Here is a 10,749-nt window from a genome sequence, read left to right as displayed (position 1 = left end):
GGTCACTCTTCTTCGCCCCAGACTTGACGCAATGCACTGATGAACTCCGGCGAATGCAGATCAGGGTGGCCGTAGATCTCATCGACGGTCTTGACCGATGACCAGTTGCCAGCAGTCTTGGCAACGAGCAGATCGCCGCCAGAGGCGTCAAGGACTGCGGAGGTGAAGGTGTGGCGGAAGGCGTGCGGCTTGATCCTGCCGGGGAGTGCGGCCTTCTTACCGGCTCTGCGGAGCATCCCGCGCACGCCGTCTGTCGTCCACGGCTCGCCGCGAGCAAGGCCGAACAGCTGGATCAGCAGCATTCCGTGATCGGAGGCGAAGGACTGATACTCGGTCGTCATGTACTCGAAGTAGGAGCTGATCATCGCAGGGCTGACGCGCACGATCTCTCCGCCGCTGACCACGCCGTCTCTGAACCGCCAGTCCGGCTTCGTCTTCGCCGCCGCTTCGTTCGGATTGCCAGGACGGTGGCAAACGTGAAGATGAGGGCTCTTGCACTCGCCGCAGCCTGCGTCGGGTCGCAGGTGGAGGTCGACCAGGTGGAGCCCGGCCAGGCCACCGACGCGTAGGGCTGTATCGGACAGCCACGTCACCACCAGTTTGTCCCGTGCGCTGGTCACCGCCGCCAGCAGTTCTACAGCAGCCCCGTCGGGGAGCATCTTGGGGTGCCTGCGCGACGGGCCTGACTTGGGGGCCAGCGGGTTGGCCGAGACCGAGGTCAGGGTGTGGCCCAGGAGCGATCGGTCGCGATCAGCACGCGTGGGCAGCCGCCGAACCGCCAGGGCAACACCGAGTGCCGGGTTGACGCCAAGGCCGCTGCGGTGGAGGTAGAAACCCTTGAGGCACGAAGCTGTGACCTGGAGCGCGGACGCGTTGTAGGGGCACTTGGGCGGAGTCCGCCAAGGCTGGCCGAACGGCATCGCCACATTCGCCCCGACGGCGCCCATGTAGCGATGAAGGTCGCGCAGCGTGATCGTCTCCGTCGTCAGCTGTTCCCGCTGGCGCCACCGAAGGTGATCTACCAAGTGGTAGGCGTAGGTCTTCTGCGTCCCGCGACCGTCGTACTCCCGGAGGAAGTCGTCGGCCTCCCCGACGACGGACGCGTCCGGCCCGAGGATCGTGTACGACGAACCTCCGCCGGATCGAGTCAACTTCTGAACTCGCAGGTCTCCCAACACCATCCCACTGCGCATCTGGATGCCTCCTCTGATCGACGTACATCGAGGAGATAACTCGGATGGTCAGTAAATGGGCACGGGACGAACCGAACATCCACTCGGACGAGCGACACGGACACTCAATCCATGGTCGGTAAAGTTCGGATGTCTTGAGAAGCGGAACAGGCCGGTGGTGACGAAGCGCGCCGAAGGCTCGCGGCCGGCGTCGAGGTCGGCGCGCTTCGTCTGCTGGAAGCGCCACTGCTGCTGGTCGGCCAGTGTCTCGCCGACGAGGAAGCCGGCGAACAGCGCGGTGAGGATGCCGTCGGCGAGGGTGAACGAGGTGCGGTGGTCCAGCGCGGTCTTGGCGGGCAGGGCGATGAGCAGCAGGATCGCGTTCTGGTACAACGTGATGAAGAAGATGTTGAAGAGCTGGAACTGCCACGGTGCCATCCGGTCCCGGAGCACGGCCCAGCGGTAGTCCTCACCGCCGCGTGCGTAGCCTCCCTTGCGCGCGAAGTTGAAGGTGAGTCGCGCGCCCCACAGCGTGACGAGGACGGCCATGACGTTCAGGCGCGTGTCGTGGAAGCCCGCCGTTCCGGCGAAGATTCCGACGTAGGCGACCGGCACGATCGACCAGATCCGGTCGACCCACGAGTACTCGCGCGTGAGTACCGACATCAGCCATGTCGCCAGGCAGACGGCCGCGTATACGTACAGGCAGACCTTGAGCGCGTCCATACTTTGACTGTACGTCGCAGTGGTCTGAACCACTGGACCGAGTCCCGCGTTCTGAGAACGGCTCCGCTCCTTGCCACCGTTTGTCCACGAACAGGAGACTTCATGAAGCGTGTCATGATCGGCATCGTGCTCGCCGTGGTCGGGGTCTTCGCCTCGGTCGCCTTCGCCACGACCGCGAGCGCGACCACTTGGGACAACCCCGACTACGCGCAATTCACGAACTGGTTCGAGTGCAACAACTGGGGCCAGACGCTCCTGGCGCAGCACACGATCAGCGCCTACCAGTGCTACTCCACCGGCACTCCCATCCCCGGCGGTCCCGGCGCCTACATGGCCGTGGACTTCTGACAGACCGGGACCGGTCGGGTCGCCCCGGAGCGGGCCGAGGGGCTCAGGGCCCGACCGGTCCTACTCCTGCCTGCCCAGGTTGCGGAACGCGCTTCGGTGGAACACCAGGGGCGCCACGTCGGGGTCGGCTCCGATGTCGTGGACGCGCAGCAGGAGGATCTCGTGGTCCCCGGCCGGATACTCGGCCTCCAGCGAGCACTCGATCCAGGCGCCGGCGCCCTCGACGAACACCGCTCCGTCGGCCGAGGCGCGAACGTCCAGGCCGGCGAAGCGGTCACCGGATCGGGAGGCCAGGCGCAGGCATGCCGCTTCGTGCTCGGCCGCCAGGATGCTGATGCCCAGCCTCGGCCGGCCGCGCAGGATCGGCCAGGTGGAGGACTTCAGGTCCGCGCACACCGAGACGAGCGCCGGTTCCAGCGACACCGAGGTGAAGGAGTTGGCGGCCAGGCCCACCGGTACGCCGTCGACGAGGGCTGCCACCGCCGTCACGCCGGTGGGGAACGAGGCGAACATGGTCCGCAGCTCTTTGGGGGTCGGGGCGACTGGCGCGGCCGAGGCGATCGCCGGGACGGGGACTGCTATCGGGCTCGGCGCGGTGGTCGGGGTGGCCGGCGCGGCCGGGGTCTCGTGCTCGATGTCATCGGCGTGGACGGTCACGATGGCTCCTTGTCGGCGTCTCATTCTCCAGGTCACCCATAGACATGGTGCTTTTTATGCGCGACCGTGTCCGGGACGGTGATCGGCGACGAGACAGGTGGGAACGATGCGGCTGGAAGCGCTGTGCTGCGGTGAGCTGCGCGAACAGGTGCGCTGCTCGGCCGGGCGCGCGAGCGGCGCCGGGGCCGGGCGTCCGGTGCCGCGGACGCCGAGAAGGGGTGTGGAGCAAAGGATACCTTCAGGAGTCTATTTTGCTAGAGTCCCTCGGTGTCAACCCCGCGACGCCCGGCGCGCCCAGCATCCGGACGTCGTCCCCGAATCCCCGCGAGGACCGGTGCCCATGCGTGTCTCGGCCCGAACCGACTACGCCGTCCGTGTGCTGATCGAGCTCGCGGCCGCCGATTCCCGACCGGTGACCTGTGAGGCCGTCGCCGAGTCGCAGCAGATCCCGTACCGCTTCCTGAAGTCCGTCGTGCGCGATCTGCGCCTGGCCGGCCTGGTCCGCAGCCAGCGCGGCTGCGAGGGCGGCTACTGGATCGGCCGCGAGGCCGCCTCGATCACGCTGGCCGACGTCGTGCGCGCCGTCGACGGCGACCTGCTCACCGTGAACGACGTGCCGCCGGCCGAGGTCGCCTATCCCGCTCCGGCGGCCGGCCTGGGCCTGTTCTGGCTCGCGCTGGGTGCGCGGATCGAGGACGTCTTCGGCGCGGTCAGCATCGCCGACCTGCTGGACCAGACCGCGCACGCCGCCTTGGGCGCGGTCGCCCTGAGCACGTGAGACAACCCGTGAGGAGCACGACATGACCGACCACTGGCACGCGCCGCTGCGCCACATCAAGGCCGCCGACCTGTCCGGGGACACCGGCCAGACCTCCGGGATGACCCGGCGGGAGGCGGTGTCCGGCAAGACGGTCGGTGCGCGGAAGGTGTGGATGGGGCAGACACACGTCGCGCCGGCCACCAACTCCGGCGACCACCACCACGGCGAGGCCGAGACGGCCATCTACGTGGTCTCCGGCAATCCGGTGTTCGTGTTCGCCGAGGGCGAGGAGGAGACCAGGATCGAGACCGGTCCCGGCGACTACGTCTTCGTGCCGCCCTACGTCCCGCACCGCGAGGAGAACCCGGGCACCGAGGAAGCGGTGGTGGTGATCGCGCGCAGCAGCCAGGAGGGGATCGTGGTCAACGTGCCGAGCCTGTGGGCCGAGGTCGAGGTCGAGGCGCGGGTCCAGACATGACAGCGCCCCCGGAGCTGCGAGTGGTGGAGTTCACCGATCCGGCCTGCCCGTGGGCCTGGGGGTCGGAGCCGAAGTTCCGCCGCCTGCGCACACAGCTGGGACCGCGGGTCAGCTGGCGCCGGGTCTTCGGAATCCTGTTCGACGACGGCGAGCCGCCGGCACCGGACCCGGCGGCCGAGGCCGCTTGGTATCTGAACGAGCTCCGCGAGATCGCGACCCACACCGGCGCCCCGGTCCCGGAACGCCTGGCCTGGGTGAGCGCCACCAGTTGGCCGGCCTCGCTGGCCGCCAAGGCCGCCGAGGCGCAGGGCCCGGATATGGCCGAGGCCGTCCTGTGGCGGCTGCGGGAGACCACGTTCGTTGACGGCGAACCCGCCGACACACCCGCTCGGGTCCTGGACGCGGTCCGCGCTCTGCCAGGGCTCGACATCGACCGGCTGGCCGCCGACGCGGCCTCGCCGCTGACTCGGGCCGCGGTGCGCGAGGACTGGACCGAGACCCGCTCGCCGTGCCCGGAAGTGCTGGAGCTGGACGCGCCCGGCAGGCATCCGGGCCGGGCCAAGCCGTTGGGTGAGGACCCCGAGGACGGCTTCCGGTATGCCCTGCCCACGCTCGTATTCCTGGGCCCCGCCGACCGTGCCGTGGTGCCCGGGTGGCGGCCCGAATCAGAGTACTTCGACGCGGTGCGGGCGGTGGCGCCCGGGCTCGCCGAGGCGATCGCATCGGCGAGTGCCCCTGCGATCGCCCCAGAGATCGCCCCCGAGATCGCCCCCGAGAGTGCTGCGGAGAGCGCCCCAGAGACCCCCTCTCGCGTCTCGCCGGATAAGACACCTGCATGTATCAATTGACAGACCTGCGAGTTCCCGCCACGATGAGCTCCATGACTCGCATCCACCCCGGCGTGGTCTGCCGCTACGTCGACTTCCGGCGTACCTCCAGCGCCCTGTGTTGCGCCAGCGCCTGCCGCTGAGTCTCCCGGCGAGCCTCAGCCTCGCCGCCCGGCCGGTTCTCTCCGTACCGATCCCTGTGCCGATCCCTGCCGAACCCGCCTGAAGCCCGACCGGATCGCCGCGTGCCGGCGCGATCCCGGTCAGGCTCGGCGCCGTGGCGATCTCACCAGGTCGCCCGATCCCACTGTGACCCGACCTTTCGCAGAGTGCTGTCGCCTTCCCGTTTTCACGGCGGGCGCACGGCACCTCGTTGCCGCACCCGAAGACTTCTTCCTTTCCGAAAGGCGATTCCGCCATGCCCGCCGTCCTGTCCACACTCCTGAAAGCAGGCCGCCGCCTGGCCGCCGCGGCCGCCGTCCTGTCCCTGGCCGCCTGCGGCGGCACCGCCACTGCCGGCAGCACTGGCAGCACCGGCAGCGCGAAGACCGGCGGCGCGGCGTCCGGCACCCTGAAGTGGGGGTGGGCCCTGCCGACTTCCTGGGACCCGGTCACCTCCTCCGCCGGCTGGGATGTCCATGCCCTGTCGCTGGTCTACTCCGGCCTCACGCAGGAGGACGCCGCGGGCAACGCGGTCCCGGCGGTGGCCAGTTCGTGGAAGTACAACGCCGCCGGCACCGAGATCACCTTCACCCTGCGCCCCGGCCTGACGTTCAGCGACGGCACGCCTCTGGACGCCGCCTCCGTCAAGGCGAACATCGAGCGCGGACGCGATGAGAAGGACTCGCTGATCGCCTCGCAGCTGACCAGCGTCAAGCAGGTGAGCGCGCCGGACGCGGACACCGTGGTCGTGGACCTCTCCCAGCCGAACTTCCAGATCCCGACGCTGTTCGCGGGCAAGACCGGCATGCTGGTCAGCCCGGCAGCGTTCACCGGGAACCGTGCGGGTCTGGCGCTCAAGCCGGTCGGCGCCGGGCCCTTCACGCTCTCGTCCTATGTGCAGAACTCCAAAGCCTCGCTGGTGCGCAACCCAGGATTCTGGAACGCCTCGCAGATCCACATAGCGAACTTCGAGCTCTACCCGCTTCCCGATCCCTCGACCGCCGTGGCGGGTCTGACCTCCGGGCAGTACAGCGTCGCGCAGATCCCCGGGAACCTGGTGGCCGCGGCCAAGTCCGCCGGGCTCAAGGTGCAGGTGATCCCGTCGCTGGTGGTGTCGGTCCTGGACGTCAACGACACGATCGCGCCGTTCGACGACCCGGATGTGGTCCAGGCGCTGAAGTACGCGGTGGACCGCAAGGCACTGTTGCAGACCGCGAACTTCGGCGTCGGCGACGTGTCCTACCAGCCGTTCCCGAAGGGGTACGTGGGATACAGCGACGCGGTCGGCGATGCCTACGCGTACAACCCGGACAAGGCGAAGTCGCTGCTGGCGGCGTCCAAGTACGGTGCGCACCCGGCGGTCACCATCACCACCAGCGCCGCCGCGGGAGTGCCCGAGCAGCTTCAGGCGCAGCTGCAGGCGGTCGGCTTCACCGTGAAGATCGAGGTGATCCCGGCTGCGCAGTTCACGCAGGTCGTCTACGTCCAGCACTCCCGCGCGCTGACCGTCGACGCCTTCGCCGGCCGTGACTCCACGGCTCAGGCCTTCCAGGTCCTGTTCGGCAAGGCGGGGCTGCTCAACCCCGGCCGGGGCACCAGTCCCGAGTTGCAGGCCGCGGTCGACAAGATCAGCTCCACGCCGCTGGACAGCCCGGACTACCCGGCAGTGGTCCAGGCGGCGACCGCGCTGGCGGTGCAGCAGGAGCCGAACGTGTTCCTCTACACCGTGCCGCGCATCCTGGCCCACTCCGCTTCGGTCTCCGACCTTCCCGCCGACACCGTGGTCCAGCGCTTCGAGGGGGTGACGGCCAAGTGAGCGCGGACGGATACGGCGAGGATGACGCCGACGGCCTCGATCAGCCCGAGCCCGAGCCCGAGCCCGAGCCCGAATCCGAGCCCGAATCCGAGCCCGAACCCGAGCCCGAATCCCGCCGGGCCGCCGGCATCGCGCTCAGGGTCCTGAGGTTCGCCGCGATCCCGGTGACGGTGTTCCTCGTCGCCTCGTTCGTCACCTTCGGCCTCGGCGCGCTCGGCGGGGCCAACCCGGCCGCGACCGCGCTCGGGGACACCGCGACGCCGGCCGACATCGCCCGGGTCAACCACCAGTTCGGCTTGGACCGGCCGTTCCTGGTGCAGTACGCGAGCTGGCTGGGCCACGCCCTGACCGGGGACCTCGGCCGCTCCTACTTCACCTCGATCCCGGTGTCCACGAGCATCAGCCAGGCTCTGCCGGTCGACCTGTCGATCGCGGTGCTGGCGCTACTCCTGGCCGCCGTGGTGGGGACGGCGGCCGGGGTCGGCGCGGCGCGGCGGGCCGGCGGCTGGTGGGACCGGACGGTCACGCTGACCGCCTCCGGGCTGGCGACGGTTCCGCCGTTCCTGGTGGGCATCGCGCTGATCGTGGTGTTCTCGGTGTTCCTCAAGGTGCTGCCGTCCGGCGGGTACGTGCCGCTGGGCCAGGATCCGGTGCAGTGGCTGCGCTTCGCGATCCTGCCGGCCCTGGCTCTGAGCGTGGAGGCCGCGGCGGCGGTGGCCCGGCAGCTGCGGACCTCGCTGGTCGGCGCGCTGGGGGAGAACTACGCGGTCGGCGCGGCGGCGCGCGGCCTGAGCGCGCGGCGCGTGCTGTACCGGCACGTGCTGCGCAACGCGGCGGGCCCGGCGCTGACCGTGCTGGGCCTGGAAGTGCCCAACCTCATCGGGGGCGCGGTGATCGCCGAGAAGATCTTCGTGCTGCCGGGGGTGGCGCAGCTCGCCCTGCAGGCCGGTTCCACCCATGACATCCCGGTGGTGCAGGGCACGCTGCTGGTCACGATCACCGTGGTGCTGGTGAGCAATCTCGCCGTCAACGCGGCGCTGGTCCGGCTCAACCCGCGGGCCCGGCGCCGGACGGCGTGGCGGCGGCCCGGAGTGCGGATCGGCGGTGCCGTGGCAGCTCGGGGCGCGGCGGGCACGGCGGGCGGGGCGGGCGCGGCCGGAGCAGCGGGCACGGCGGGGGCGGCGTCATGAGGATCCTGCGAAGCACCTGGCGGTTCCGCTCGGCGCGGATCGCCGCCGCGGTGATCGTCCTGATCGCGGTGCTGGCGGTCTTCGGCCGGCAGCTGGCTCCGCACGACCCGTTGGCGCAGGACCCGGCGGCGGCGCTGCGCGGCCCGGGCGCCGGGCACTGGCTGGGCACCGACTACCTCGGCCGCGACGTGCTGTCCCGGCTGATGGCCGGGACGGGCGCCTCGGTGGTCGGGGCGCTGGAGGCCGTCGGCATCGGACTGCTCGCCGGCGTCCTGCCCGGCCTGGCCTCGGTCTGGCTCGGACCGGTCTTCGAGTGGGTCTCGGCGCGGATCGTCGACGCGTTGCTGACGCTGCCGTACGTGGTGTTCGCCGTCGCGGTCACCGGCGTGCTGGGCAACGGCCTCACCGTGGCCATGGCCGCCATCGGCATGCTCCTGGCGCCCCGGTTCTTCCGGATCACCCGGGCGGCGGCGCTGAGCCAGGCCGGCTCCCAGTACGTCGAGGCGGCCCAACTCGCCGGCGCGTCCCGGTGGTGGATCCTGCGCCGGCACATCTGGGGCAAGGTCGCCCCGACGATCGCCGTGACCACCGCGCAGGCCCTGGCCGCGGCCCTGCTGACGGTGTCCTCGCTGGCGTTCCTGGGCCTGGGCGTCGAGCCGCCGCTGCCGACCTGGGGCGAGATCCTCAGCAGCGACCTGACCTACCTGTCGGTCCAGCCGTGGGCGCCGCTGGTCCCGGGCCTGCTCATCATGGCCGGCGCCGCGGCCCTCAACGCCCTGGCCGACGCGGTCCGGGACGGGGCCGCGGCTCCGGATTTGGACGGGCCGCGTCCGCAGCCGCTCGCACAGGAAAGGGAGCATGCTGATGTCAGCCTCGCAGCTGTCTGAGATCGATTCGCTGGAGTCCGGCGCACCGGCCGCACCGGCCGCACCGACTGTCCCGGCGGCCGCGCCCGCCGTGCCTGCCGCGCCCGCCGTGCCTGCCGCGCCCGCCGTGCCTGCCGCGCCTGCCAAGCCCGCCGCGCACCGGGTGGCACTGGCCGTCACGGATCTGCGGGTCGAAGCCGGCGGGGCCGAACTGGTCCGCGGGGTCTCGTTCACCGTCGGCGCCGGGGAGATCGTCGGCCTGGTCGGCGCCTCCGGCAGCGGCAAGACCCTGACCTGCCGTGCCGTTCTGGGCCTGCTGGCGCCGGGGTGCGTGCGCACCGGCGGCGAGATCCGTCTCGGGGACACCGACCTGACCGTGCTCGACCGGCGCGGCTGGGACGCGGTGCGCGGGACCCGCGTCGGCACGGTGTTCCAGGACCCGGCGTCCTATCTCAACCCCTCGATTCCCGTCGGACGCCAGCTGGTCGAGGCGCTGCGCCTGAAGACCGGGTTGGACCGCGAGGGGGCCCGCGCCCGGGCCCTGGAGTTGTTCGCCTCGGTCGGGCTGCGCCACCCCGAAACCGTCTACGGCGCCTACCCGCACGAGCTCTCCGGCGGCATGGCGCAGCGGGTGATGATCGCGATCGCGGTGTCCGGCGACCCTGACCTGCTGGTCGCCGACGAGCCCACCAGCTCGCTGGACGCCCTGGTCCAAGCCGGCGTCCTGGGGCTGCTGCGGCGCCTGGCCACCGACCGCGGACTGGCGCTGCTGCTGGTCACCCACGACCTCGCCGTCGTCGCCGAGCTCTGCGACCGCGTCCTGGTGTGCGACGCCGGCGAGATCGTCGAGCAGGGCCCCGCCGCCTCCGTCGTGGCCGACCCGGCCCACCCCAGGACCCGGGCGCTGATCGAGGCCGCCTCGGTATGGCACCGCGAACCGGCCGCCGGAGGAGTGCGATGACGGTCCTGGAGATAAAGGGCCTGACGGTCGCTTACGACCGCCGCCGCCCCGTGCTGACCGACGTGGCACTCACCGTCGGCGCCGGCGAGATCGTCGGCGTGGTCGGCGAGACCGGCTCGGGCAAGACCACCCTGGCACGCGCCGTGGCCGGACTGGTCCCGATTCGCACCGGGACGATCAGCCTGGCCGGCACCGACCTGACCGCGCTCAAGGCCCGCGCGCTGCGCGACTTCCGCCGGACCGGGCGTCTCCAACTGGTCTTCCAGGACCCGCTGCGGGCGCTGGACCCGGACTGGGACGTCAACGCCCTGGTCGCCGAGCCGCTGGCGGTGGCCGGGGCGGTGCCAGCAGGAGAGCGCGCCGAGCGGGTCGCGGACGCCCTGCGGGCCGTGGGCCTGGATCCGGCACTGGCCGCGCGCCGGCCGGCGCAGCTGTCCGGCGGTCAGCGTCAGCGGGTGCTGCTGGCCCGGGCCCTGGTCACCGCGCCGGATCTGGTGATCGCCGACGAGCCAGTCAGCGCGCTGGACGCCGCGGCCCGCAACCACGTCCTGGCCCTGCTGGCCGGGCTGCGGGACCGGTCGGGCACTTCGCAGCTGGTCATCTCGCACGACCTGCCCTCGCTCGCGGGCCTGGCCGACCGGATCGCGGTGCTGTACCGCGGCCGGATCGTCGAGGAGGGGCCTGTCGAGCGGGTCCTGACAGAACCCTCACACCCGTACACCGCGCGGCTGGTGGCCGCGACACCCCGGCTGCGCCGCCTCCGGCCGGCCGCCGTCTGACCTCGCC

The 10,749-nt window shown here is 71.2% G+C and carries 11 protein-coding genes and 1 pseudogene; 9 read left to right on the top strand and 3 right to left on the bottom strand.

What is annotated here, in order from left to right; translation table 11 throughout:
- Nucleotides 1-2: 2 nt before the first annotated feature.
- Both ABIA35_RS06840 and ABIA35_RS06835 read right to left on the bottom strand, forming a co-directional pair.
- A complete protein-coding gene (locus ABIA35_RS06840) occupies nucleotides 3-1,193 on the bottom strand; it encodes a tyrosine-type recombinase/integrase (RefSeq protein WP_370357325.1) in 1,191 nt (396 codons plus the stop codon).
- Nucleotides 1,194-1,313: 120 nt separating this feature from the next.
- Nucleotides 1,314-1,898 (bottom strand): annotated as a pseudogene (locus ABIA35_RS06835) (DUF1295 domain-containing protein); the annotation flags it as partial.
- 102 nt (nucleotides 1,899-2,000) lie between these two features.
- Here ABIA35_RS06835 and ABIA35_RS06830 point away from each other — a divergent pair.
- On the top strand, nucleotides 2,001-2,246 hold the full coding sequence (locus ABIA35_RS06830) for a hypothetical protein (protein ID WP_370357324.1): 246 nt from the start codon (nucleotides 2,001-2,003) through the stop codon (nucleotides 2,244-2,246).
- A 60-nt stretch (nucleotides 2,247-2,306) separates the two neighbouring features.
- Here ABIA35_RS06830 and ABIA35_RS06825 read toward each other — a convergent pair whose 3' ends face one another.
- Nucleotides 2,307-2,903 (bottom strand): flavin reductase family protein, encoded by a 597-nt coding sequence (locus ABIA35_RS06825; RefSeq protein ID WP_370357323.1) that lies wholly within the window; start codon nucleotides 2,901-2,903, stop codon nucleotides 2,307-2,309.
- Between the two features lie 340 nt (nucleotides 2,904-3,243).
- Here ABIA35_RS06825 and ABIA35_RS06820 point away from each other — a divergent pair, with 340 nt between their 5' ends.
- The 8 genes from ABIA35_RS06820 to ABIA35_RS06785 all read left to right on the top strand — a co-directional run bounded on the left by ABIA35_RS06820 (nucleotide 3,244) and on the right by ABIA35_RS06785 (nucleotide 10,742).
- Nucleotides 3,244-3,681, top strand: a complete 438-nt coding sequence (locus tag ABIA35_RS06820) for an Rrf2 family transcriptional regulator (protein WP_370357322.1) — start codon at nucleotides 3,244-3,246, stop codon at nucleotides 3,679-3,681.
- 22 nt (nucleotides 3,682-3,703) lie between these two features.
- Nucleotides 3,704-4,141 carry a cupin domain-containing protein gene (locus ABIA35_RS06815; RefSeq protein ID WP_370357321.1) on the top strand — a complete coding sequence of 146 codons (438 nt, stop codon included), beginning with the start codon at nucleotides 3,704-3,706 and terminating at the stop codon, nucleotides 4,139-4,141.
- On the top strand, nucleotides 4,138-4,989 hold the full coding sequence (locus ABIA35_RS06810) for a DsbA family protein (RefSeq protein ID WP_370357320.1): 852 nt from the start codon (nucleotides 4,138-4,140) through the stop codon (nucleotides 4,987-4,989). Before ABIA35_RS06815 ends, ABIA35_RS06810 begins: the two co-directional genes overlap by 4 nt.
- A 397-nt stretch (nucleotides 4,990-5,386) precedes the next feature.
- The gene (locus tag ABIA35_RS06805; RefSeq protein WP_370357319.1) at nucleotides 5,387-6,946 is read left to right on the top strand and encodes an ABC transporter substrate-binding protein; all 1,560 of its coding nucleotides are present in this window, start codon (nucleotides 5,387-5,389) and stop codon (nucleotides 6,944-6,946) included.
- A complete protein-coding gene (locus tag ABIA35_RS06800) occupies nucleotides 6,943-8,136 on the top strand; it encodes an ABC transporter permease (RefSeq protein WP_370357318.1) in 1,194 nt (397 codons plus the stop codon). Before ABIA35_RS06805 ends, ABIA35_RS06800 begins: the two co-directional genes overlap by 4 nt.
- Nucleotides 8,133-9,023: an ABC transporter permease gene (locus ABIA35_RS06795; protein WP_370357317.1), complete on the top strand. Its 891-nt coding sequence runs from the start codon at nucleotides 8,133-8,135 to the stop codon at nucleotides 9,021-9,023. The genes ABIA35_RS06800 and ABIA35_RS06795 overlap by 4 nt, the downstream gene beginning before the upstream one ends.
- Nucleotides 9,001-9,963, top strand: coding sequence for an ABC transporter ATP-binding protein (locus ABIA35_RS06790; RefSeq protein ID WP_370357316.1), 963 nt, complete (start codon nucleotides 9,001-9,003; stop codon nucleotides 9,961-9,963). Before ABIA35_RS06795 ends, ABIA35_RS06790 begins: the two co-directional genes overlap by 23 nt.
- Nucleotides 9,960-10,742: an ABC transporter ATP-binding protein gene (locus ABIA35_RS06785; protein ID WP_370357315.1), complete on the top strand. Its 783-nt coding sequence runs from the start codon at nucleotides 9,960-9,962 to the stop codon at nucleotides 10,740-10,742. The genes ABIA35_RS06790 and ABIA35_RS06785 overlap by 4 nt, the downstream gene beginning before the upstream one ends.
- The last annotated feature ends 7 nt before the right edge of the window (nucleotides 10,743-10,749 follow it).

Source organism: Catenulispora sp. MAP12-49 (assembly GCF_041262705.1).
Taxonomy (GTDB): domain Bacteria; phylum Actinomycetota; class Actinomycetes; order Streptomycetales; family Catenulisporaceae; genus Catenulispora.
The sequence above is the reverse complement of the archived record's forward strand: the minus strand, read 5'-3'. Positions and strand labels throughout refer to the sequence as shown.

Excerpts from the sequence above, each read along its gene's own strand:
- ABIA35_RS06790 (WP_370357316.1), top strand. The coding sequence starts at position 9,001 with ATGTCAGCCTCGCAGCTGTCTGAGATCGATTCGCTGGAGTCCGGCGCA.
- ABIA35_RS06805 (WP_370357319.1), top strand. The coding sequence starts at position 5,387 with ATGCCCGCCGTCCTGTCCACACTCCTGAAAGCAGGCCGCCGCCTGGCC.
- ABIA35_RS06795 (WP_370357317.1), top strand. The coding sequence starts at position 8,133 with ATGAGGATCCTGCGAAGCACCTGGCGGTTCCGCTCGGCGCGGATCGCC.
- ABIA35_RS06830 (WP_370357324.1), top strand. The coding sequence starts at position 2,001 with ATGAAGCGTGTCATGATCGGCATCGTGCTCGCCGTGGTCGGGGTCTTC.
- ABIA35_RS06840 (WP_370357325.1), bottom strand. The coding sequence starts at position 1,193 with ATGCGCAGTGGGATGGTGTTGGGAGACCTGCGAGTTCAGAAGTTGACT.
- ABIA35_RS06785 (WP_370357315.1), top strand. The coding sequence starts at position 9,960 with ATGACGGTCCTGGAGATAAAGGGCCTGACGGTCGCTTACGACCGCCGC.
- ABIA35_RS06815 (WP_370357321.1), top strand. The coding sequence starts at position 3,704 with ATGACCGACCACTGGCACGCGCCGCTGCGCCACATCAAGGCCGCCGAC.
- ABIA35_RS06810 (WP_370357320.1), top strand. The coding sequence starts at position 4,138 with ATGACAGCGCCCCCGGAGCTGCGAGTGGTGGAGTTCACCGATCCGGCC.
- ABIA35_RS06820 (WP_370357322.1), top strand. The coding sequence starts at position 3,244 with ATGCGTGTCTCGGCCCGAACCGACTACGCCGTCCGTGTGCTGATCGAG.